Source organism: Alistipes sp. CAG:268 (genome assembly GCA_000434235.1).
Lineage (GTDB): Bacteria > Bacteroidota > Bacteroidia > Bacteroidales > Rikenellaceae > Alistipes > Alistipes avistercoris.
The window spans coordinates 1-23,579 of the sequence record FR891984.1; the positions used below are offsets into that span (position 1 = coordinate 1).

The window sequence follows — 23,579 nt, forward strand, 5'->3', positions numbered from 1 at the left end:
GTTGGCGGATGTGCCGCAGGCGGGCGCGGCGGTTGAGACTCTGGAATGTTTTGCCCGTGACGAAGAGCACAAGGACCGTGGAGACAATCCCCGACACGACGATCGCCCAGAGGTTTTCGAGGATGACCCGGTAGGAGTCCATCAGCCCCACGCCGTAGGGCACGAAGAAGAGGGCCATGGCCCCGAGCAGGAAGCGCGCGGCGGGACGCACCCGCTCGGCGGGCACCCACCTCAGGCAGAGGCTTGCGAAGAGAAGGATCATCCCGATGATGTTCCCCGAGACGTAACCTCCCGTGAGCAGGCTCAGGGCGTTGCCCGCAAGCCAGAAAAAGAGGATGTAGAAAAGTCCTGTCATATCCGGTACGTGTGACTGGTTGCATGCGTGCGGCGGCAGTCCGGAAGCGGGGGCACCCCGTCCGGCGGGCGGGAACCCGACACCCGGAAACAGCCGCTCCGGAACCTTTCTGCGGGTTCCGGAGCGTCCGGTGCCGCATTTCGGGCGGCAAAGATAGTGTATCCACTCCTTATTTGTTCTTCCGGTGGGGACAATTTTGCGTACAGCACGACGCACAGCCGCGGCTCCGGCCCCGGAACAGCCGCCACAGCCGCCTCGCGACCGCCGCCGCAACGGCGATCCCGATCCCCCAGACGACCACATCCTGCCACTCCATGCCTCAGAACAGCAGCGCTGCGTGATAGATGACCCATGCCACAACCCATGCGACGGCCGTATCGTAGACAACCGACGCGATCGCCCAGCGCCATCCCGCCTCGGCGCCGATGGCGACGACCGTGGCGATGCACGGAATGTAGAGCAGGATGAATGCAAGGAAGGCGAGCACCGATGCGCGCGTGAAGTCGCCGCTGGCGATCAGTCTCTGCCCGAGCGAGCGCTCCCCGTCGGAAGACTTCTCCGACAGGTCGGCCACGCGGATCTCCGTCGGTCCGTCTGCTCCGCCGATAACCACCTCTGCACCATCGGTTTGTCCTGCATTACCTGATGCAATGCTTCGGGCCGACGCCGTGGTCGTCTCAGGCTCGCCGTCCGTTGCCGGAACCTCTTCGGCATAGAGCACGCCGAGCGTCGAGACGACGATCTCCTTGGCCGAGACGCCCGACAGCAGCGCCACGCCCGACTTCCAGTTGAGCCCCAGCGGCGTGAAGACCGGTTCGCAGACCTTGCCGATCCGCCCGAGGTAGGAGTTGGCATAGTCGGTCGTCCCGTCGCTGCGCACCTCCTCGCGGGGATAGTAGCTCAGAAACCAGACGACGAGCGATCCGATGAGGATGATGCCGCCCATCTTGCGCAGGTACTGCGCACAGCGGTCCCACATGTGCGAGAGGGTCGTCTTCCAGGTCGGCAGGCGGTAGGGCGGAAGCTCCATGACGAAGGGGGTCTCATCGACCGGGAAGAGAAAGCGCCGCATGAGCCGCGCCGTGACGATAGCCAGGAGGATGCCCAGCAGGTAGAGCGCCATCATCATCAGCCCGGAATTGCCCGGGAAGAAGGTCCCGGTGAGCAGGATGTAGATCGGCAGCCGGGCGCTGCACGACATGAACGGCGTGATGAGGATGGTGATCAGGCGGCTGCTGCGGCTCTCGATCGTCCGGCAGGCCATGATGGCCGGGACGTTGCAGCCGAAGCCCATGATCATCGGGATGAATGACTTGCCGTGCAGGCCGATGCGGTGCATCACACGGTCCATGATGAAGGCCGCGCGGGCCAGGTAGCCCGAATCCTCCAGAAACGAAATGAACAGGTAGAGGATCATGATCTGCGGCAGGAAGACGATCACCGAACCCACGCCGCCGATCGCCCCGTCGATGAGCATGTCGCGCAGGGCGCCGTCGGGCAGCAGGGCATCGACGCCGCGGCCGATCCAACCGACCAGCGCATCGATCCACTCCTGCGGATAGGCCCCGAGGCTGAACGTGCACCAGAACATGAACCACATGAGGGCGAAGAAGATCGGGAATCCCCACAGCTTGTGGGTCACGAAGGCGTCGATGAGGCTCGTGGCCGTCACCTGCTCGCGCTGACCCGGGGTGTAGGTCTCGCGCAGCGCCCCCTGGATGAAGCCGTATTTCTGGTCGGCGAACGCCGTCTCGATGTCCTCGCCCAGCGCCTCGCCGATCCGGCGGGCCTCGACGTCGCGCAGCGCGATCCACTCGCCGTAATGCGGCGAGCCGCCCAAAGCCTCCTCGACCTGTCCGTCGCGCTCAAGGAGCTTCATGGCATAATAGCGGGGCGGGAAGGCCTTCGGCAGCTCGCCGCGGTGGTCGCTCAGCGCACCGTTCAGACGGCGCAGCCCCTCCTCGATCACCGTGCCCATGTTGATGTGGATGTGCCGCACGCGGTCGTCGCGGTTCTCGAAGACGTCGATCACCGTATCGAGCAGGGCCTCGATGCCGCGGTTGTTGCGCGCCTCGACGGGCACCATCGGCACGCCGAGCATGCGTCCGAGGCTGTCGTAATCGAGCTTCGCGCCGCTCCGCTCCAGTTCGTCGTACATGTTCAGCGCCACGACCATGCGCGGGTTGATGTCGATCAGCTCGGTCGTCAGGTAGAGGTTCCGCTCGAGGTTCGAGGCCACCACCGAGTTGATGATCACGTCGGGGGTCTTCTCGGCGATGTGGCGGCGCACGAAACGCTCCTCGGGCGTATAGGCCGTCAGGGCGTAGGTTCCCGGGAGGTCGGTCACCTCGAAGCGGTAGCCGCGGTAGGTGCGGAAACCGAGCTTGGCGCCCACCGTCACGCCGCTGTAGTTGCCCACATGCTCGTGGCCGCCCGAGATGGCATTGAAGAGCGACGTCTTGCCGCTGTTGGGGTTGCCGACCAGCGCCACGGAGATCGTCCGGCTCGTGCGGGCGACCATCTCGTCCACCGACGCGCAGGGGCGCTCTCCGGCCGCATCCCCGCCCGTTTCGCGCTCGGCATCGGCTTCGGTCCTGCGGCAGGTCTCGCCGCTGCGCCGCTGCTCCTCGGCGAGGAACTCGCTTGCCTCGGCATCGGAGACGACGACCACCATGTCGGCCTCGCTGCGCCGGAGCGAAATGTCGTAACCCATGATTTTGTATTCGATCGGGTCCTTGAGCGGAGCGTTCAGAATCACCTCGACACGCTGGCCGCGCACAAAGCCCATCTCCATGATGCGGCGGCGGAACCCGCCGTGCCCCGTCACCTTGACGATCGTTGCCGATTCGCCGGTCTTCAGTTCGGATAGACGCATTTTCGCAGTTCGATTTTGCCCGCAAAGATACGATTTCGCGACGAAATGCGCAATCCCCATTTGTAGGTAACGCCGCACGGGACGCCATATTTCCGGCCGGAAGGGTCACCGCTCCCACCCGCCGCCGAGCGCCTTGCACAGCACAACGTAATTGATGTACTGCTGCGACACGAGCCCCACCAGCCGTGTCTGCGACTGGTAGAGGTTGCGCTCGGCATCGATCACGTCGAGGTAATCCGACAGGCCGCTGCGGTAGAGCGCCCGCGCCATGACGGCGATGCGCCCGTTGGCGGCAACCAGCTCGCGGCAGCGCAAGCTCTCCTCGCGGCAGGTTTCGATGGCCACCAGCGCCTTCTCGACCTCGGAGAAGGCCGTATAGACGGTCTGCTCGTAGTTGCGCGCCGCCTCGTCGTACTCGGCCACGGCCAGCCGCTCGGCCCGCCGCAGCTTCCCGAAGGCGAACAGCGGCTCGACAAGCGAACCCGCCGCGGACCACGCCCAGGGATCGGCCCCCGTCAGCCCACTGATCGACGCCGAAGCCACGCCGCCGCGGGCCGTCAGCGAGATCGAGGGGAAGCGCGCCGCACGGGCCACACCGGCCTGGGCGGCCGCCTGCCGCAGGGTGAAGCGGGCCTCCATGATGTCGGGGCGCCGTTCGAGCAGCTCCGAGGGAAGTCCCACGGGAATCTCTTCCGGATAGCGGTCGATGCGCAGCATCCGCCCGTCGCCGTCGCCGGGCAGTACGCCCGGCGGATTGCCCAGCAGCGCCGCAAGCGTCAGCCGCGTCTGCTCGACGGCCCGCAGGTATTGCGGGAGATCGGCCTCGGCCGTATGGACCAGACTCCGGGCCTGCTCGAGCGCCACGCCGTCCGACATGCCGTAACGGAACATCGAGTCGATGAGCGCCGCCTGTTCGCGTCTCAGCCGTAGCGTCTCACGGGCGATGGACAGGTTGCGCTCGGCCTCGAGCAGCGTGAAATAGCCCGTAGCGACCTGGGCCGCCAGCGCCAGCCGCACGCCCCGCAGCGACCACTGTGCCGAGGCGATCCCGGCGCGTGCCGCCTGTTTCGTATGCCTCAGGGCTCCGAAGAGCGACACCTCCCACGAGAGCGTCGGCTCGACGGCATACGACTGTACGATGCCTGTCCGGGAGGTATGGTCGCCCGAGGCATCGATCCCCAGGCCCACCTGCGGCAGGTACTGCGCCCGCACGACCCCCAGCCGGGCCTGCGCCTGTTCGACCCGAGCGGCGGCGGCCGCCAGATCGGGACTGTTGGCCAGGGCATATCCGACCAGCGTGTCGAGCGTCCGGTCGCCGAAAAGCTCCCACCACCGCTCGCCGAGGCCGGAGGAGTCCTGCGGGAACCCCGCCGCATGGAGGTAATGGCCGGGGGTCTCCACCTCGGGCGGATAGAGACGCGGGGAGCACGAAGAGAGGACCGCCAGCACGGCGGCCGTTGTCAAGAGCAGGCGTTTCATGGCTGTACGTTCGTTTTCTGACGTTCGCGGCGGCGTTCGAAACCGCCCACGCGCCCAACAAGGTAATAGAGCGCCGGATAGAGGAAAATGCCCAGCAGCGTGGCGAAAAGCATGCCGCCGATGAGCGCCACACCCATGATGTTGCGCGCCGTGGCGTAGACTCCGCTGGCGAAGACAAGCGGCAGCACGCCGAGGATGAACGAGAAGGCGGTCATGAAGATCGGGCGCAGGCGGATGCGGGCCGCACCGACCGCGGCATCCATGAGCGACATTCCCTGCTCGCGGAAGAGCCGGTCGGCATACTCCACGACGAGGATGGCGTTCTTGGCGGCCAGCCCGATGAGCATCACCAGCGAGATCTGCAGGTAGACGTCGTTCACGTAGAGCGGGTCGAACAGGTGCATGCCTCCGGTGAAGAGCAGGGCGCCGAGCACGGCCGCCGGCACGCTCAGCATGATCGCCAGCGGCAGCCCCCACGACTCGTAGAGGGCCGCCAGCGCCAGAAAGGCGAAGGCGATCGCCAGCGCATAGACCGCAGCTCCCGATTTCGAGGCCTTGGCCTCCTGGTAGGAGAGTCCGCTCCAGGCCATCCCCACATCGGAAGGCAGCACGGCCGCCGCCGTGCGTTCGATCGTATGCATCACGTCGGTCGTCGAGGCGCGTGCCGCGGGCGTCACGGTCAGCGAAACCGAACGGTAGAGGTTGAACTGAGAGACGTAGGCCGTCCCGACCGTGTCGGTCACCTCGGCCAGCGACGCCACCGGGATGCTCTCGCCCGAAGAGGTCGTGACGTAGTAGCTGTCGAGCGAATGCCGGTCGCGGCGGTATTCGGGCGCCGCCTGCAGGTAGGTCTGGTAGAGCTTGCCGAAGCGGGTGAAATTGTTGATGTAGGCGCCGCCCAGAAGCGCCGTCAGCTCGTTGTAGAGCGTGCCGAGATCGACCCCGGCAGCCAGAGCCCGCTCGCGGTCGATGCGCAGCCGCCGCTGGGGCACCCCGGCATCGAACGGCGTGGTCACCGAGGCGATCGACGGGATGCGCTGCAGCGAATCCATCAGGCGCCCGGCCACATCGAGCAGGTATCCGGTCCCGCGCCCTTCGAGGTCCTGCACCTCGAGCGTGATGCCCGACGTGACGCCCAGCCCCGGAATGGCCGGCGGGATGAAGGCATAGCACTGCGCCTCGGGGACGGCCGTGTAAAGCGCGCCGGTAAGTTCGCGGGCGATCCTTGCGGCCGAGAGCCTGCGGTCGGCGTAATCGACCAGCTTGACGAAGACGACGCCGCTCGAAGTCGAGGCGATGCCGGCCATCATGTCGAATCCCGCGGCAAAGGAGGTCGATTCGACCTCGGGCAGCGAGCGGATCGTCCGGTCGGCCGCCGTCATTGCCTCGCGGGTCATCTGCAGCGACGAGGCGGGCGGCGTCGAGACCATCACCATGACGTAGCCCTGGTCCTCCTCGGGAAGGAAACCCGCCGGAAGGCGGCGCCACACGAGCAGGATCGCCGCCGAGACCACGGCCACGAAGAGCGCCGTGCGCACGACGTGCCGCACGAGCGCCGGCGTGAAGGCCGCATAGCGCGTCGTCAGGCGGTCGAACCAGCGGTTGAAGGCCGCGAAGAAACCCCGCTGCGGTGCATCCCGGCGGCGCAGCAGCAGGGCGCAGAGCGCCGGTGAAAGGGTCAGGGCGTTGAACGACGAGATGGCCACCGAGACGGCGATCGTCACCGAGAACTGCTGGAAGAGCCGTCCGGTAATGCCTCCGGTGAACGACACCGGGATGAAGACGGCCAGCAGCACGACGGTCGTGGCGATGATCGGCGAAGCGACATTGCGCATCGCCTCGGCCGTAGCATCGGGCGGGGCCATGCCCCGGGCGATGTTCACCTGCACGGCCTCGACCACGACGATGGCGTCATCGACCACCAGGCCGATCGCCAGCACCAGTCCCAGCAGCGAGATGATGTTGATCGAGAAGCCGAGCAGCGGGAAGAGCGCGAAGGCGCCGATGAGCGAGACAGGAATAGCCACGAGCGGGATAACCGTCGCACGCCAGTCCTGGATGAAGAGGTAGATGATGGCCACGACCAGCAGCAGGGCGATGATCAGCGTGTGGAAGATATCGCGGATGCCGGCGCCGATGCTCTGCGTGCCGTCCACCATGACCGTGGCCTCGATCCCCTCGGGGAAGCGCTCCGAGAGACGCGCGACAGTGGCCTTCACGGCATTGCCCACGGCCACGGCGTTGCTCCCGGGCTGCTGGTAGACCACCAGCAGCGCCGTAGGGTCGCCCTCGAAACGCGAGCTGACCCCGTAGGTCTGGCTGCCGAGCGACACGTCGGCCAGGTCGCGCAGGCGAATCTGCTCGCCCGTCGGGGTGGTCCGCACGACGATCGCGCCGAACTCCTCGGCCGTGGCGATCTGCGGCGGAAGGGTCACCGTATAGGTATAGGTCGTCCCCTTAGGAGCCGGTTCGGCCCCGAACTGACCGGCAGGATAGATGCCCGCCTGCCGTTCGACGGCGGCCGTCACCTCGCTCACGGGGATGCCGTAATACTTCAGCACGTCGGGGCGCAGCCAGATGCGCATGGCATATTCACCGGCCCCCATGATCGAAATCTTGCCCACGCCGTCGATCTTCAGCAGTTCGTTTTGAAGGTTGATGTAGGCGTAGTTCGACAGATACTCGTCGTCGTAGCGCCCGTCGCTGTGCAGCGAGTAGACCATCAGGAATCCGGTCATCGTCTTGCGCGTCACGACCCCCTGCTGCGTGACCACCGCCGGAAGCTGTGCGGTGGCCGAGGCCACGTTGTTCTGCGTGAAGATGGCGTCCATGTCGGGATCGGAGCCGATATCGAAGGTCACCTGAAGGGTCATCGAACCGTCGTTGGCCGACGTGGACTGCATGTAGAGCATGTCGCTGACCCCCATGACCGACTGGGCCAGGGGCGTGGCCACGGCGTTGTTTACCGTCTCGGCATCGGCCCCGGCATAGGAGGCCGTGACCTCGACCACGGGCGGCGTGATGTCGGGATACTGCTCGATGGGGAGCTCCCCGACGGAGACCGTTCCGAGGAGCACGATAACGATCGCCAGCGAGATGGCGAAGATCGGCCGGGTGATGAAGAAGCGTTCCATGGCTTACGATTTCGGCAGAGAGACCTTGTCACCGTCGTGCAGTTTCTGAAGCCCGTTGGCGGCGACCGTCTCGCCGGCCTCGAGCCCCTCGGCGATGCACCACATCCCGCCGTAGACAGGTCCGGGGGTCACCCTGCGGTAGGAGACCGTACCGTCCTCGGCAACGACCCATACCGAGGCGAGGTTCTGCGACTGCGAAACACACCGCTGCGGCACGACGACGTACGGAAGCACCGGGCCGACGTTGGCCTCCACGCGGGCGAACTGCCCGGGTTTGAGACGCCCGTCGGGATTGGGGAAGGCCACGACAAGAACGATGGTCCCCGCCGTACTGGAGACGTCGCGCCGCGTGTAGCTGTAGCATCCCGGCAGGGGATAGCGCGTTCCGTCGGCCAGCGTCAGGCGGATGTCCGACAACAGCCCCCCGTTGTCGGCCAGCGGTGTGCGGTTGCCGGCGATCCGCAGATACTGCGACATCGGGATGGCCACATCGACCGACACCGTATCGGTGTTCGACACCGTGGTCAGCACGTTGAACTGCGTGCCCGGTCCGACATAGTCACCCACGTGCGCCTCGGCATGCGCGGCGATGCCGTCGATCGGCGAGCGCAGTTCCGTATAGCCGACGTTGAGCGACGCATTGCGCAGCGCCTGCTCGGCCGAGCGCACCGCAGCCTCGGCCGCACGGTACTGTGCCGTATACTGGTCGAGCTGCGACTGGCTGATGGCATTGATCCGCGCCAGCGGCACGGCCCGTTCGTAGTTGTTGCGGGCTTCGACGGCCTGTGCGCGCGCCGATTCGAGTTGGGCCTCGGCCGCCAGCATCGAGGTCGAGAGCTGCTCGGGGTCGATGCGGAAGAGCAGCTGCCCGCGCCGCACGGGCATGCCGCTCGAAAAGTGGCGTGAGGCGAGGAACCCGTTCACGCGGGGTTGGATCACGGCATCGAAATTGCTCGAAAGGTAACCGATGAAGCCCATGCGGTTCGGCACGCTGTCGATTCGGGCGCGGAATGTTTCGATCTGTAAGGAAGGCTTCCGGTCCGAAGTATCCGAAGCCGGCCGACAGCCTCCGAGAAGGCACACCGCAAGACCGGAAAGCATGAAAAGACGTTGCATAATTACGGTTTTTGATACCCCGAAAACGACAAAAAACGTACCGCTACCCGTTCATTACGAATATTTTGGTATAAAAAACCTATTTTTTCACACCTCCGACGGCGGAGTTTAGATTATTTTTATATCTTTGCGATGATAACAAACCCAAAAAATACCGTTTTTAAATTATGAAAGAGTTAGTAGAAAAGATCAACGCCGAGTTCGAGGTATTCGCAGCCAACGCCGCTGCACAGGTCGAGAAAGGCAACAAGGCGGCCGGCACGCGTGCCCGCAAATCCGCGCTCGAGATTTCGAAGCTGATGAAGGAGTTCCGCAAGGTATCCGTAGAGGCTGCCAAATAAGAACCTCATCATCCGAACGACAAAGGCCGCCCTTGTTTCAAGGACGGCCTTTGTCATGCGGAACAAACTACCGGAGAAAAATGAAAACAGGATCCATATGGAAACGGGTCGCCGCGGCGGGTTGTGCAGCCGCACTCTGCAGCTGCAGTCCGGCACCGGACGGCAGGACGATCGAAACGGACGGCCGTGCGACATCGGATGCCGTCGTCGAGACGATCCGCTCGCGCCGCAGCATCCGCCGCTACAGCTCCGCCCGCGTGGGGCGTGACACACTGCGACGCATCCTCGAGTGCGGCATCTGGGCACCCAACGGACAGGGGCGCGAATCGTGGCAGATCCGCGTGGCCGACAGTCCCCGTCTGCTGGCCGAGCTCGACAGCCTCTACGGAGCCGCCTCGAACCGGGAGGAAGGCACGGTGGCAACACCCCGCCCGGCAGCCTACCGGGCTCCGGTCGTCCTCTTCGTAGCCTGCGACGAAAGCTACGACCTCTCGCAGGTCGATTGCGGCCTGTGGGGCGGCAACGTGATGCTCGCGGCCCACTCGATGGGACTCGGGACATGCTGCCTGGGCGGCATTGCCCGCTTCCTCAATTCGCCCGACGGAGCCCCCTTCCTCCGCCGCCTCGACCTGCCCGCCACGCACCGCCTGCTCTACGCCATCGCCCTGGGTTATCCGGCCGAATCACCCGCACCGAAAGAACGCGACACCTCGAAAATCGTCTTCCTCGAATAGCCCGGAGCGGGCACCCGGAATACGACACCGCCGCTGCTCTTCCTTACGGGAATCACAGCGGCGGTATTTTCATGCACGCCCTTCTTGCTCCCGGCAGTCCGGGCCGAAGGTGCGGCTGCCGGCTCCGGCCTGCGCGGCATCCCCGCCAAGCGTCCCTGCGAAGGGTCCGTCAGAGCGAGATACCGTACCGGCGGAAGACCTCCATGTCTTCGGGAAGCAGCCCCGCCTTGCGATAGGGGACCGCCTCGTTGTGGTCGTTCAGGTAGCGGCGCGGGGCCGTGCGGTCATACTCCGGGCTGACCAACGACGCCTCCTTCGATAGGCAGCGCCCTTCGATCGAGGCCATGTCGGCCATCGTGTGGAACAGGGCGTGGGTCGTGGCCGGTGCCGCCTCGTTGGCCTCGGCCGCCGCAACCTTCTCGGGGAACCGCTCACGGTAACGCTCCGAGAACCAGGCCAGCGACGCGACGTAGAGCTGGTAGGCGGTCGTCGTGGGCGAAGCGTGCAGAAAGCGCTCCCTCCGGTCGTCGATCAGGTCCTCGCCGTGGTCGGCGCAGTAGAGCAGCGCCGACGAAGTGTCGTCGAGCGAACGGAGGTAATCGATCGTTCGGGCCAGGAAGTGGTCCGTATAGCGGATCGAGTTGTCGTAGGCATTGACCAGCATCTGCCGGTGCTGGGCGGCGATCGCCACATCATCGTCGGGCTTGAAATGGGCGAACTCCCGGGGATAGCGCTGGTGGTAGCTGAAGTGCGAGCCGTAGCAGTGGAGAATCAGCAGGATCTTCTGCGACCGGCTCCGCTCGAGCACCTTGCGCACCTCGTCGAGCAGCTGCATGTCGTAGCGCGGCGAACGGATGTAGATCAGATGCTGCGCATCGTGCGCGAGGTTGTCGATCATGGCCCCCTGCCGCGACTGGTTGGAGATGAACCAGGTCTCGAACCCGGCCTCGTTGAACAGGGCCGGAAGGCCCTTGCGGCGGTAGAGCTCCTCATGCTCGTCGGTATTGACCGACGAGAGGATCAGCGGCACGCTCTTGTGCGTGGTATTGCTCTGCGTGAGCACATCACGGAAAACCACCAGATCATCGACCTGCGAGAGTTCGGGATTGGTCTCCCGGTCATACCCGTAGAGCTGCCAGTTCATCGCCCGCGCCGCCTCGCCGATGATGTAGAGGTAGACTTCGCGCCCCGGAGCCTCGGCCGTGCGGCGGGCCTCGAAACGGAAATCGCGCGACGTCCGTTCGAAATGGTGCGTCTTGCGGAACTCCGAGCCGCTCAACCCGAGGTTATAGAAGACGTTCACCGGGAAGATCTCATCGCGGAGTACATGCTTTTCCTCGCTGACGCTGTATGCCGGCCAGAGGGCCAGCAGGCCGACCGAGAAGATCGCCGCACCGGTCAGTCCGACATTCATGCGCGTCGTGCGCGTGATGTAGCGCTTGTGGGCGATCTCACGAGCCGCAAACCACAGCAGCGGGAGGTAAAGCACGCACACCAGAATCACCGAAGGGTAGATGTTGCCGAGCAACTCGCCCGCCTCACCCGGATTGGTCGTCAGGACGTTGGTGAACATGTCGGTGGCGATGATCGAGTTGCCGAACAGGTAGAGCAGCACGATCTGGAAGGCACAGAAGAAGATGAACGGGAAGGCGAGCCAGATCATCACGCCCGAGCGGCGCAGCGCCACGCTCCACATCATGTAGAAGCCCAGCGGCATGAGGATCAGCGCCTCGACAGTCCACACCGAATAGGGCTCCGTGTTGGCCAACACGCAGTTGGGGATGATCAGCGCCGCAAAGAAATAGACCGTCAGCAGCGTCGTGAAACGGCTGCGGGTCTTGACCGTGCGGCGTCGGAGTTTCTTGTCGGGATCAGCATTCATAATCCGTCGTTTGGTTAAAACGCCTCATTGACGCTCAGCAGCAAACTGCTCGTATCCTTGCCGAAGCCGTAGTCGAGGCGCACATTGACTCGTTTCTTGAGTTCCCAGCGCAGGCCGAGGCCGTAGTTGGGCAGCGTATGCGACCAGTCAAAGCGGTCGAGCGAAGAGAAGACGTTGCCCGCACCGCCCCAGACCGTGCAGCCGATCCGCCGCCAGACGCGCTGCCGCAGTTCGACCTGCATGGTGATCATGCTGTTGTCGGCATAGCGGCCCTGATAGTACCCGCGCATCCGCTGGTTGTCACCCAGACGGGCGAGCATCGGCCACGGCGTGCCCTCGCTGTTGAATACGGCATAGAGGTCGGCCGCAAGGATGCAGTCCTTCCACACCCGCTGATAGGCATTGGCCTTGAACATAGTCCGCCACAGCGTCTTGTCGCAATTGCCCAGCCCCTTGGGAAAGATCCGCTCCTGAAAACTGAGGTAGATGCCCCGGAACGGATTGGGGATGAAGTCGCGCGAGTCGTACTCGACAATCACACCCAGTCCCGTGGCCGTATAGTGTGTTTTTTCACCCTGGAGGTAGGTGAGGTCCGAAAATCCCTTCCCGGCGGTATGTTCGAAACTCAGCACCGTCCCGACATAGGTCTTCGGCAGGATGCGGTAGAGGTAGTTGGCCTCCACCAGATAGTGCTTCTCGGTATAGGAGACCGGCTTGTTGTAGCGTCCGGCATTGTATCCCACACCCCACATGTCACGGGGCGTCGAGGAGAACATCACCGTATAGTTCAGCCGCCGGCGATCCTGCGAGAAGATCGTGTTGCCCGTGACACCCACGGCGTAGACACCCGAGATGGAGACGTTGGCGAAGAGCGAGACGTCGGAGGGCGCCGTGACCGAATCGGTGCGGTCCAGCCGGTAGAGGCCCGCGGCAAGCAGGCCGATGCCGAGGCTGGTCGTCTTCGAGTAGCTGGGGCCTCCGGCAAAGGTGAAGTCGATCTTCTTCTCGAACGTCCGATCGACGTTCGATCCCTCGAAATACTTCACCAGCCGGCGGAAGAAGGGATCCCGGCGCTGCCGGGCATCGCCCGCCGCGGCGGTGCTGTCCACCGGCAGGGGCGTATAGACGTAGTGCAGCGTGTCGTCGCCCGAGATGAACGAGCGCTCCTGCGCCTGGCCGGGGAGTGCAAGGCTCACCCACGCAAGGCATAGAACGGCAAGTCTGCGCACCATCCGTTACCGATACTGGTCAAGAACCTTGTAGAACGCCTGCTTGTCGGCTTCGGACAATTCGCCCTTGCGCAGGAAAACCAGCTCGCCCTCCTTGTTTACGAACATCAGCACGAACTTGTTGTTGCAGTCGCCCAGCCCCCATGCCGTGCTCAGCGTCCGCTCCTGGTCGGCCAGCACCGTGGCGCCGTTCTTCTCGGTACGCTTGCGGGCCATGTTGCGGGCCATGCCGTTGGGGATCATGGGAGCATCCTTGAGGTTCATCACGCCGAAACCATATATGTTCTCGCTGTCGGCACGGTGGTTCTGCTCGAGTTCGATGGTGAAATCCTCGTTCTGCTTGTGCCGGTCGGGATCGACATAGAAAATCATCAGATTCTTCTCTCCGAAATAGGGGAGCTTGGCGGCGTTTCCCTCGAGATCGAGGAGTTTGACATTCTCCACCTTGCGGGGCAGCCCCTCCTGTGCCCGGGCCGCCGATACCGTCAGTGCGCAGGCGGCGAGCAAAATGATCGTTTGCAGTTTCATGGTTTTTACCTTTTCTTGTTTCTACAAAATCGGGGCAAAGATACGATAAAACTCCGAATATCCGGACCGTACCGTATGCTTTTATTGTTCCGAACGTTCGCATTCTTGCACCGGAAGGCTGAAGGCAACGGCCCCGGGGCGGGCTGCAGGCCTTTTCATGTGGCGGCGCGAGCCTCCCGATTCCACGATTTTTCGTATCTTTGCCGCCATGGAAAACAAGACAAGGATTCTGTTCGTATGCCTCGGCAACATCTGCCGCTCCCCGGCAGCCGAGGGCATCCTGCGCAGCATGGCGCAGCGAAGGGGAGTCTCCGACCGGTTCACGGTCGATTCGGCCGGCACCTACGGCGGACATGCGGGCGACCTTCCCGACCCGCGGATGCGCCGTGCGGCCGCAGCCCGCGGCTACGACCTGACCCACCGCGCGCGGCAGGTTCGCGAGGAGGACTTCGAACGCTTCGACGCCCTGGTGGTCATGGACGACATGAACTACGAAGCGCTGCACCGGCTGGCCCCGTCGCGGGCCGCAGCGCAGCGGATCTACCGCATGATGGAGTTCTGCCGCCGCCATCCCGACCGCAGCTACGTCCCCGATCCCTACTACGAGGGGCACGAGGGTTTCGAGCTGGTGCTCGACCTGCTCGAGGACGGCTGCGAGGGGATTCTCGAGCACTTCGCCGCAGAGCGGGGCTGAGGTCCCGGAACGGAGTCTGCAAAGAGGCGGTCCGGATACGGAAAGGGCGTCCTCCGCATGGAAGAGGACGCCCTTTTTCAGTCGCGGCAACAGCCGAGGGCCGACACCGGAAGGATCAGAAGTCGAGGCCGAAGCTGATGCTGTAGGTGTTGTGCAGCGGCGTATCGCGGTCGGCGATCAGGTAGGCGAAATCGAGCCGCAGGTGGAGGAACCGCGCCCCCATGCCGACGGACCAGTGGCTCGGGTAGTAGGCGCGCTGTTCGCCGAAATGGTAACCGCCCCGCACCTGCAGCAGCTGCATGAGGTTGTACTCGGCACCGACCGCCATCTGAAATCCCCGCACGCTGCCCGGCGAGAAGTAGTAGCCGAGGTCGGTCCCCACCGTGATCTCGTGGGCGTCCGAGAGGTAGGTGTCGAGTGCGGCGCCGATGGTGAGATCCATCGGCAGCGAACGCCCGACGCCGTCCAGATAGCCGCCCAGATTGCCCAGTTTCGCACCGGCCCGGAAGGTCGAGTAGCTGCCCAGATCGAGCGGCAGCATGTAGGCGGCGCTCACATCGGCCGCCAGTGCATCGGCCGAGCCGTCGGGGCGCGAAAGGTGCACGTAGCGCCCCACGAGACCCAGGGCCCAGCGCTCGCCGATCCGCCGCGAATAGCCCAGATCGACCGCCATGTCGCTGTTGCCCCGCTCGCGGAGATACTGTCGCCAGCCCGCCTGCACGAGGTTGCACACGTCGAAGCGCCAATACCCCGACACGGCATAACTGTCGAAATCGCCCTGCCCGTAGTAGGACGAGGAGATCTGCGACGGCATCATCGAGAAGACGGCCGTCGCCGAATTGCCGTAGATGGCGTGCGAACCCGAAAGGGTCGTCATGGCGACTCCGCCCATGGCCATCGACTTGGCGTCGGGATTCGGGAGCACGGCCTCTTGTGCGCGGCCGCAGAGGGCGGTCAGGACCGCCAGCAACGTAAGCATTCGTTTCATGAGGGCAAATATACGATTTTTTTGCCATCCGCAAACCGCCCGTTGTCCGGCCGGCAGGCTCCGGAGGCGGAGCCTGCACCCGATCCGACACAAAGAGGAGCCGCCCGGACCATCCGGACAGCTCCTCTTTCTCTTTCGGGCGGCACCCGAACCGCTTCGGGCGACACCCCGTCTGCGGCCTGGCGCCTGCGGCACGCCGGGCTTCCCCGGCCTTCGCCGCGCCGCTTAGCAGTTCATGGCGCCGCAGCAGTGGATCACCTGTCCGCTGACATACGACGAGAGGTCCGATGCGAGGAACAGCGCCACCTTGGCCACATCCTCGGGCGTACCGCCGCGACGCAGCGGAATCTGCTTGCACCACGCCTCGCGCACCTCGTCCGAGAGCTGGTTGGTCATGTCGGTGATGATGAATCCCGGGGCAATGCAGTTGGCGCGGATGCCGCGGGGACCCATCTCCTTGGCGATCGACTTCGCCAGACCGATCATACCGGCCTTCGAAGCCGAGTAGTTGCACTGTCCGGCGTTGCCGCTGACGCCCACGACCGACGACATGTTGATGATCGAGCCACTCTTCTGGCGTGCCATGACGGGTACGACAGCATGGATGAAGTTGAACGCCGACTTGAGATTCACCGTCAGCACGGCGTCCCACTGGGCCTCGGACATGCGCATCATCAGACCGTCCTTCGTGATTCCGGCGTTGTTCACCAGGATGTCAATGCGGCCGAACTCCTTGACGATCTCCTCGACGACCTTGTGGGTCTGTTCGAAATCGGCGGCATTCGAAGCGTAACCCTTGGCCTTGACGCCGAGTGCGGCAATCTCGGCCTCGGTGGCCTTTCCGTTCTCATCGATGGCCAGATCGGTGAAGGCGACGTTGGCACCCTCCTTGGCGAACTGCAGCGCGATGGCCTTGCCGATACCGCGGGCGGCACCCGTTACGACGGCAACTTTTCCTTCGAGTAATTTCATAGTCGTGAATGTATTAGATGTTACGATAAGTTCCTCATCCGGATAAAAAATCCGAACAAAGGTACGAAAAATTTCCGAACCGCTCGCCGACTCTCCCTTTTTTTGCATCCGCCGCCGCAGTTGCGGCCCCCAATCCGGTTCCGGCAGGGCAGCCCGATATTTTTTATTTCCGCTTCGGGTGCGGTTTTTCGGTAAATATTCCTATCTTTACACTCTGTAAGCGAAAATTCACAAAATACCTGCAATATGAAAAGAGACACCCGGATTTTCGATCTGATCGCCGCCGAGCGCAGCCGTCAGACGCATGGCATCGAACTCATCGCATCGGAGAACTTCGTCAGCGACCAGGTCATGGAGGCCATGGGCTCGGTCCTCACGAACAAGTATGCCGAGGGCTATCCCGCCGCCCGCTACTACGGCGGCTGCGAGGTGGTGGACCAGGTCGAGTCGCTGGCCATCGAGCGCGTCTGCCAGCTCTACGGCGCGGAATACGCCAACGTACAGCCCCACTCGGGCGCCCAGGCCAACATGGCGGTCTTCTTCGCCTGCCTGCAGCCGGGCGACACCTTCATGGGCCTCGACCTGGCACACGGCGGCCACCTCTCGCACGGTTCGCCGGTAAACATGTCGGGCAAATACTTCAAGGCCGTGGGCTACAAGCTCGACGAGGCCACCGGCACGATCGACTATGACGCCATGGAGCGCCTGGCCGAGGAGTGCCGCCCGAAACTGATCGTCGGCGGCGCTTCGGCCTACTCGCGCGAGTGGGACTACAAGCGCATGCGCGCGATCGCCGACAAGGTGGGGGCGCTGCTGCTGGTCGATATGGCCCACACGGCCGGCCTGATCGCCGCGGGCCTGCTGGAGAACCCCGTCAAGTATGCCCACATCGTCACCTCGACCACGCACAAGACCCTGCGCGGCCCGCGCGGCGGCATCATCCTCATGGGCAAGGACTTCGAGAACCCGTGGGGCCTCACCACGCCCAAGGGCGCCGTCAAGATGATGTCGCAGATCCTCAATTCGGCCGTCTTCCCGGGCATTCAGGGCGGCCCCCTCGAGCACGTCATCGCCGCCAAGGCCGTGGCCTTCGGCGAGGCGCTCGAACCCAGCTACCGGGAGTATCAGACGCAGGTGCAGAAGAACGCCCGCGCCATGGCCGAGGCCTTCACCCGCCGCGGCTACAAGATCGTCTCGGGCGGCACGGACAACCACCTGATGCTGGTCGATCTGCGCACGAAGTTCCCCGAACTGACAGGCAAACAGGCAGAGAAGAGCCTGGTCCGCGCCGACATCACCACCAACAAGAACATGGTGCCGTTCGACAGCCGCTCGCCGTTCCAGACGTCGGGCCTGCGCTTCGGAACGCCGGCCATCACCACCCGCGGCCTGAAGGAGGACAAGATGGATTACATCGTCGGGCTGATCGACCGCGTGCTGTGCGATCCCGAGAACGAGGAGAACATCGCCGCCGTACGCCGCGACGTAAACGCCCTGATGGCTGACTACCCGCTCTTCGCGTGGTAAGGGCCTGAAACCCGAACGACATGGAGGAGATTCTCGGATTCCTGCGCCGGCTACACGACCACAACGACCGCGAATGGTTCGACGCCCACCGCGACGAATGGACCCGCGCGAAGCGTCGTTTCGCCGCCTTCACCGAACGGCTGATCGCCGGCATTGCGGCCTTCGACCCTTCGGTCCGGGGGCTGCGCCCGCAGGACTGCACCTACCGGATCGCCCGCGACACACGCTTCTCGGCCGACAAGACCCCCTACAAGACCCACGTGGGGGCCTTTGTCGCGCCGCGCGGCAAGAAGTCGGGATTCGCCGGCTACTACCTCCACCTCGAACCCTCATGCGACGGCATGCTGGGCGGCAGCCTGCTGGCCGCCGGACTCTATTGCCCCGAGCCGCACGTCCTGCGCTCGGTCCGCGAGGAGATCCTCGACCACGGCGACGAACTGACCCGCGCCATCGGCAGGGCGGACGGATTCCGTCTCGACACCTCGGAGAGCCTCAAGCGGATCCCCTCCGGATTTGCCGCCGGCAGCGAGTATGCCGAACTGTTGAAGCTGAAGAGCTTCGGGATCGAGAAGCCGATTCCCGGAGAGGTGCTTCCGGATACCGATGCGTTGCTCGAATACGCCGTCGGGGAGTTCCGGCGCACGCAGCCCTTCGTTGCGCAGCTCAACCGCGCAGTCGCCTACGCCTACGAGGAGATGCGCTGAATCCGCCGCGGTGCGACGCCCCGGGTACGGGAGAGAAGATCCGCTCCTCCGGCAGAGCTCCGGACAGACACACAGAGGCCCGGCTCCGCACACAAAAAATCCGCAACCCCACACGGGTTGCGGATTTTTCATGCTCCGCAGCTACCCGGACATCTTCTCCCACAGCGGAGATTCGGGGTCGCCGCAGTCCGGGGTCTTCCTCTCCCTTCGGGTCTCCGGCATCGCTCCGGACTCGTCGGGGGTGTTATCGCACATACTCCCGGATGGCGGCCACGATCGCCGCATTCCCGGCCACGATCGAGACCCCGCGATCCTGCCGCAGCGCCTGCACGACGCCTCCGGCCTCCTGCACAATCAACTCGCCGGCACAGACGTCCCACTCGTGCAGCGCGAGCTCCCAGTAGCCGTCCATCGTCCCGGCAGCTACGCTGCACAGGTCGTAGGCCGCAGCCCCGAAGCGGCGCAGTCCCCGCACGTGAGGGAGGATCCGCACGACGTTGTCGGTATTGTTGTCCGGGTCGCGGTCCTTGTCGTAGGGAAATCCCGTCGCAACCACCGCCTCACCCAGACGCTCCTTGCCGCCGACCCGGATCGGCTGCGGCATGCCGCCGCGGCAGGAGCGGAACGCCCCGCCGCCGCGCACGGCCGTGAAGAGCTCGTCGAGCCAGGGTGCATAGACCACCCCGACGACCGGCTCGCCCCGAAAACGAAGCCCGATCGAAACGGCAAAAACCGGCAGTCCCTGGCTGTAGTTGGTCGTCCCGTCGAGCGGATCGACCACCCAGAGCCAGTCGCTCGTGGCATCGCCCCGACGGCCGCCCTCCTCGCCAAGCAGGGCATGCGAAGGGTAGCGCTCGGCCACCATGCGCGCAATGCAGGCCTCGCTCTCGCGGTCGGCGCGCGTCACGACATCGAACTCATTGGACTTGGTCCCGATCTCGAGGTCGCTGCGGCGAAACCACTCGAGGTGGATCGCCCCGACCCGGCGGGCCATCTGCACGGCAAACTCCAGCAGTTCGCGTTTCTGCTCCTCTGCAACCATCGTCCGGTCGTCCCTATTTGCTTTCGGCGAAATACTTGTAGAAATAGGGGATCGTCTCCAACCCGCGGCGGAACTGTTCGAGTCCGTAGCTCTCGTTGGGCGAGTGGATCGCATCCTCGGCCAGTCCGAAGCCGATGAGCAGCGACTTGATGCCGAGAATCGACTCGAAACCGCTGATGATCGGAATCGACCCTCCGGAGTAGAAGGGCAGGGGCTTGCAGCCGAAGGTCGTCTCGATGGCCTTCGCCGCAGCCTTGTAGGCCGGCATGTCGGTCGGTGCGACGTAGGGCATGCCGCCATGGAGCGATCGGACGGTGACCTTCACGCTCTTCGGGGCGATCTTGCGGAAATGCTTCTCGAAGAGCTTCGAGATCTTGCGGTAGTCCTGGTTGGGCACCAGCCGCATCGAGATCTTGGCCGAGGCCTTCGACGGAATCACGGTCTTGGTTCCCTCGCCCGTATAGCCGCCCCAGATGCCGTTCACGTCGAGCGACGGTCGCACACCCGTGCGTTCGAGCGTCGGGTAGCCGGCTTCACCCTCCACGTCGCCGATGTCGAGCGATTTCTTGTAGGCCGACAGGTTGAACGGCGCCTTGTTGAAGGCCCGACGCTCGGCGGGGGTCAGCTCCCGCACGTCGTCGTAGAATCCGGGGATCGTGACATGTCCGTTCCCGTCAATGAGCCCGGCCACCAGCCGGGCCAGCACGTTGGCCGGGTTGGCCACCGCACCGCCGAAGAGGCCCGAGTGCAGGTCCTTGTTCGGGCCCTCCACTTCAACCTCCATGTAAGCCAAACCGCGCAAACCACATGTAATAGAGGGTGTTTGCAGCGACAGCATCGAGGTATCCGACACCAGAATGATGTCGGCCTTGAGCATCTTCCTGTGCTCACGGCAGAAGTCGTAAAGGCTTGCCGAACCGATCTCCTCCTCGCCCTCGAGCATGAACTTCACGTTGCAGGGCAGCGAGTCGGTGGCACACATCGCCTCGAATGCCTTGGCGTGCATCCACAGCTGCCCCTTGTCGTCATCGGCGCCGCGGGCCCAGATGCGGCCATCGCGGACGACCGGCTCGAAGGGGTCCGTACGCCACTCGTCGCGCGGATCCACCGGCATCACGTCGTAGTGGCCGTAGACCAGCACCGTGCGTGCCTTCGGATCGACGGTCTTCTCGGCATAGACCACCGGATTCCCGGCCGTGGGGTAGACCTCCGCACGGTCGGCCCCGGCCTTGGCCAGGGCGGCAGCCAGCCATTCGGCGCAGCGCTGCATGTCGGGTTTGTGGGTCGATTCGGCGCTGATCGACGGAATGCGGATCAGGTCGAACAGCTCCTCGAGGAAACGCGCCTCGTTCGCTTCGATGTATTTTTTTACGTTCTCCATATTCACAATGTTCAAATCTCTTTCTGCAACACGTAATGGTCGGCCAGTTCGCCCGTGATCGGCTTCCGGTCGCCGTCGAGCATCCGCAGGCGGTTCTCCTCGACCTTGTAGCAGCCTCCCTGTCCGCCGTCATCGGGCGTCAGGACAAGCAGGTTGCCCTCCACCTCAAAGGCGCCCTGTTCGTCGAACGCCACATCCCGTTCGAGATACTCCATGTGCAACGCATAGCGGCCGTCGGCCGAAAGCGTGAGAGTCGTGACGATACCCGGACAGTCGGCTGCCGGCAGCGTCCCCTTGTAGGTGCCGTGGTAGTCGAGCGCATTCTCGGCATTGTGCATGTCCACCATTTCGGTTCCGGCTTCTGCCGTTTCGGTCGTCCCGGCCGCCTGGCGGCGGGACGCGCCGCCGCACGACGCCAGCACGAGGGCCGACGCCAGCAGCAGCACATTCATTCCGTTGATTCGCATGGTCTTAACAATGGTCTTAACAATAGTTCGACAATGTTTCTTCCGTTACTCTGCAGTTACTCCTTGCAGATCGCCTCGATTTCGGCAATGAACCGCTTGGCCAGCGCATCGGCCTCATCCATCGACTTGGCTTCGGTGTAGACGCGGATGATCGGCTCGGTATTCGACTTGCGCAGGTGCACCCAGTTCTCGGGAAAATCGATCTTAACTCCGTCGATATCATTCACATTCTCATTGGAATAGCGCCCCTTCACCTCACGCAGCACTTTATCCACGTCGATAGCCGGCGTGAGCTGGATCTTGTTCTTCGAGGCGAAATACGACGGATAGGTCGCGCGCAGTTGGGTCATCGTCAGGCCGCGCTCGGTGAGCCACGTCAGGAAGAGCGCCGTACCCACAAGCGCGTCGCGCCCGTAGTGCAGCTCGGGATAGATCACGCCGCCGTTGCCTTCACCGCCGATCACGGCACCGACCTCCCGCATCTTCGTCGTGACGTTCACCTCGCCGACAGCCGAGGCGTAATACCGGCAGCCGTGCCGCTCGGTCACGTCACGCAGCGCCCGGGACGAGGAGAGGTTCGAAACCGTATCGCCCGGCGTCTTCGAGAGGATGTAATCGGCGACGGCCACCAGCGTATACTCCTCGCCGAACATCGTGCCGTCCTCCGAAACGAAGGCCAGACGGTCCACGTCGGGATCGACCACGACACCCAGGTCGGCCTTCTCACGCACGACCGCCTCCGAGATTCCGGTAAGGTTCTCGGGCAGCGGCTCGGGGTTGTGCGCGAAATCGCCCGTCGGCTCGCAGTTGAGTTCCACGACCTCGCAGCCCAGTTCGCGCAGCAGCTTCGGGATCACCACGCCGCCCACCGAGTTCACCGCATCGACGACCACCTTGTAGCGGCGTCTGCGCACGGCCTCGACATCGACCAGCGGCAGGGCCAGCACCCGGCGGATGTGCTCGTCGTTGAACGGCGCACGCGACAGCACGTGGCCGATGGCGTCGATCTCCGGATAGTCGAACTCCTCCTCGGACATAGCCAGCACCTGCTTGCCCTCGGCATCGGAGAGGAACTCGCCGCGGCTGTTGAGCAGCTTCAGGGCGTTCCACTGCCGGGGGTTGTGCGACGCCGTGATGATGATGCCACCGTCGGCCCGGTTCACGATGACAGCCATCTCGGTCCCGGGCGTCGTGCAGAGGCCCGCATTGATCACGTCGGCACCGCAGGCGAGCAGCGTGCCCTCGACCAGGTTGGCGACCATTTCCCCCGAGATGCGGGCGTCGCGCCCGACGACAACGACGGGCTTGCGGCCCTCGGTGCGCGCGGCAATCAGCCGCACGTAGGCCGTGGTGAACTTCACGACATCGGGCGGCGTCAGGTTCTCGCCCGAAGGGCCTCCGATCGTACCGCGGATGCCCGAAATCGACTTGATGAGTGTCATATTCCTCCTAAGGTTTACAGTTTGGTTCGAAGAGAAAAACCCGGATACTTATATTAATGAAAAAATCGCTCCGAAGTTTTGTTATTCGAGGTAAATATATTACTTTTATGCCAATTCTGAAAATTTAAACACGAAAATTATGAGAACGATTCCCGCTTCCGAATTGATTATCAACGACGACGGCTCGATATTCCACCTCCACCTCCGTCCCGAACAGCTGGCCGACACGGTCATCCTCGTGGGCGACCCGGGCCGCGTGGCGCTTGTCGCCGAACATTTCGACAACCGGGAATGCGAAGTCTCGAACCGCGAATTCCGCACCGTCACGGGCACCTACAAGGGCCGGCGCATGACCGTGCTCTCGACCGGCATCGGCATCGGCAACATCGACATCTCGGTCACGGAGCTCGATGCCCTGGCCAACGTCGATTTCGCCACGCGGCAGGAGAAGGCCGAGAAACGGCGCCTGACGCTCGTGCGGCTCGGCACCTCGGGAGCCATCCAGCCCGACATCCGCGTCGGGGAGATGGTCTTCTCGCGCACGTCGGTCGGCTTCGACGGCCTGCTCAACTACTACAAAGGGCGCAACGAGGTCTGCGATCTGGAGATCGAGCGCGCCTTCATGGAGCACACCGGCTGGAACGAACTGCTTCCGAAGCCCTACTTCATCGACGCCGACCCGACGCTCT

The 23,579-nt window shown here is 64.0% G+C and carries 20 protein-coding genes; 6 read left to right on the forward strand and 14 right to left on the reverse strand.

The features are described from left to right. The 5 genes from QZL63_RS03135 to QZL63_RS03155 form a co-directional block, all read right to left on the reverse strand. Nucleotides 1–355: CidA/LrgA family protein (locus QZL63_RS03135; protein WP_290585847.1), on the reverse strand; the 355-nt coding region annotated here is incomplete at its 3' end. Between the two features lie 319 nt (nucleotides 356–674). After that, the gene (gene feoB / locus QZL63_RS03140) at nucleotides 675–3,230 is read right to left on the reverse strand and encodes a ferrous iron transport protein B (protein WP_022307879.1); all 2,556 of its coding nucleotides are present in this window, start codon (nucleotides 3,228–3,230) and stop codon (nucleotides 675–677) included. A 105-nt stretch (nucleotides 3,231–3,335) separates the two neighbouring features. Next, nucleotides 3,336–4,709 carry an efflux transporter outer membrane subunit gene (locus QZL63_RS03145; RefSeq protein ID WP_022307880.1) on the reverse strand — a complete coding sequence of 458 codons (1,374 nt, stop codon included), beginning with the start codon at nucleotides 4,707–4,709 and terminating at the stop codon, nucleotides 3,336–3,338. Continuing rightward, the gene (locus QZL63_RS03150; RefSeq protein WP_022307881.1) at nucleotides 4,706–7,843 is read right to left on the reverse strand and encodes an efflux RND transporter permease subunit; all 3,138 of its coding nucleotides are present in this window, start codon (nucleotides 7,841–7,843) and stop codon (nucleotides 4,706–4,708) included. Before QZL63_RS03150 ends, QZL63_RS03145 begins: the two co-directional genes overlap by 4 nt. A gap of 3 nt (nucleotides 7,844–7,846) precedes the next feature. After that, complete coding sequence (locus QZL63_RS03155; RefSeq protein WP_022307882.1) at nucleotides 7,847–8,959, reverse strand: efflux RND transporter periplasmic adaptor subunit; 1,113 nt, start codon at nucleotides 8,957–8,959, stop codon at nucleotides 7,847–7,849. Nucleotides 8,960–9,126: 167 nt separating this feature from the next. Between QZL63_RS03155 and QZL63_RS03160 the strand changes: the two genes are divergently transcribed. Then, the gene (locus QZL63_RS03160) at nucleotides 9,127–9,300 is read left to right on the forward strand and encodes a histone H1-like protein Hc1 (protein ID WP_022307883.1); all 174 of its coding nucleotides are present in this window, start codon (nucleotides 9,127–9,129) and stop codon (nucleotides 9,298–9,300) included. 80 nt (nucleotides 9,301–9,380) lie between these two features. Beyond that, a complete protein-coding gene (locus QZL63_RS03165; protein WP_022307884.1) occupies nucleotides 9,381–10,034 on the forward strand; it encodes a nitroreductase family protein in 654 nt (217 codons plus the stop codon). 169 nt (nucleotides 10,035–10,203) lie between these two features. On the opposite strand, the gene QZL63_RS03170 is transcribed toward QZL63_RS03165, so the two are convergent. The 3 genes from QZL63_RS03170 to QZL63_RS03180 are packed head-to-tail and all read right to left on the reverse strand — an operon-like array spanning nucleotide 10,204 to nucleotide 13,673. Beyond that, entirely contained in the window at nucleotides 10,204–11,916 is a 1,713-nt protein-coding gene (locus QZL63_RS03170; protein ID WP_022307885.1) for a lipid A phosphoethanolamine transferase, read from the reverse strand. Nucleotides 11,917–11,930: 14 nt separating this feature from the next. Then, complete coding sequence (locus QZL63_RS03175; protein ID WP_022307886.1) at nucleotides 11,931–13,148, reverse strand: BamA/TamA family outer membrane protein; 1,218 nt, start codon at nucleotides 13,146–13,148, stop codon at nucleotides 11,931–11,933. A gap of 3 nt (nucleotides 13,149–13,151) precedes the next feature. Next, nucleotides 13,152–13,673, reverse strand: a complete 522-nt coding sequence (locus QZL63_RS03180; protein ID WP_022307887.1) for a hypothetical protein — start codon at nucleotides 13,671–13,673, stop codon at nucleotides 13,152–13,154. Between the two features lie 208 nt (nucleotides 13,674–13,881). Between QZL63_RS03180 and QZL63_RS03185 the strand changes: the two genes are divergently transcribed. Further along, complete coding sequence (locus tag QZL63_RS03185; RefSeq protein WP_022307888.1) at nucleotides 13,882–14,367, forward strand: low molecular weight protein-tyrosine-phosphatase; 486 nt, start codon at nucleotides 13,882–13,884, stop codon at nucleotides 14,365–14,367. 115 nt (nucleotides 14,368–14,482) lie between these two features. Here QZL63_RS03185 and QZL63_RS03190 read toward each other — a convergent pair whose 3' ends face one another. Further along, entirely contained in the window at nucleotides 14,483–15,355 is an 873-nt protein-coding gene (locus QZL63_RS03190) for a PorV/PorQ family protein (protein WP_290585850.1), read from the reverse strand. Between the two features lie 225 nt (nucleotides 15,356–15,580). Then, nucleotides 15,581–16,327, reverse strand: coding sequence for a 3-oxoacyl-[acyl-carrier-protein] reductase (gene fabG / locus QZL63_RS03195; protein ID WP_022307890.1), 747 nt, complete (start codon nucleotides 16,325–16,327; stop codon nucleotides 15,581–15,583). A 246-nt stretch (nucleotides 16,328–16,573) separates the two neighbouring features. On the opposite strand from fabG, the gene glyA reads away from it, so the two are divergent. Next, nucleotides 16,574–17,854, forward strand: a complete 1,281-nt coding sequence (gene glyA / locus QZL63_RS03200) for a serine hydroxymethyltransferase (protein ID WP_022307891.1) — start codon at nucleotides 16,574–16,576, stop codon at nucleotides 17,852–17,854. A gap of 20 nt (nucleotides 17,855–17,874) precedes the next feature. Then, nucleotides 17,875–18,558 (forward strand): DUF2461 domain-containing protein, encoded by a 684-nt coding sequence (locus tag QZL63_RS03205; protein ID WP_022307892.1) that lies wholly within the window; start codon nucleotides 17,875–17,877, stop codon nucleotides 18,556–18,558. Between the two features lie 244 nt (nucleotides 18,559–18,802). Here the strand turns inward: QZL63_RS03205 and QZL63_RS03210 are convergent, their stop codons facing one another. The 4 genes from QZL63_RS03210 to glmM are packed head-to-tail and all read right to left on the reverse strand — an operon-like array spanning nucleotide 18,803 to nucleotide 22,890. Then, the gene (locus QZL63_RS03210; RefSeq protein WP_022307893.1) at nucleotides 18,803–19,600 is read right to left on the reverse strand and encodes an inositol monophosphatase family protein; all 798 of its coding nucleotides are present in this window, start codon (nucleotides 19,598–19,600) and stop codon (nucleotides 18,803–18,805) included. A 13-nt stretch (nucleotides 19,601–19,613) separates the two neighbouring features. Further along, a complete protein-coding gene (locus QZL63_RS03215) occupies nucleotides 19,614–20,981 on the reverse strand; it encodes a dipeptidase (RefSeq protein ID WP_022307894.1) in 1,368 nt (455 codons plus the stop codon). 11 nt (nucleotides 20,982–20,992) lie between these two features. Beyond that, complete coding sequence (locus QZL63_RS03220) at nucleotides 20,993–21,448, reverse strand: copper resistance protein NlpE (protein WP_022307895.1); 456 nt, start codon at nucleotides 21,446–21,448, stop codon at nucleotides 20,993–20,995. 56 nt (nucleotides 21,449–21,504) lie between these two features. Then, nucleotides 21,505–22,890: a phosphoglucosamine mutase gene (gene glmM, locus QZL63_RS03225; RefSeq protein WP_022307896.1), complete on the reverse strand. Its 1,386-nt coding sequence runs from the start codon at nucleotides 22,888–22,890 to the stop codon at nucleotides 21,505–21,507. A 136-nt stretch (nucleotides 22,891–23,026) separates the two neighbouring features. On the opposite strand from glmM, the gene QZL63_RS03230 reads away from it, so the two are divergent. Then, on the forward strand, nucleotides 23,027–23,579 hold a 553-nt coding region (locus QZL63_RS03230; protein ID WP_441293888.1), incomplete at its 3' end, for a phosphorylase family protein.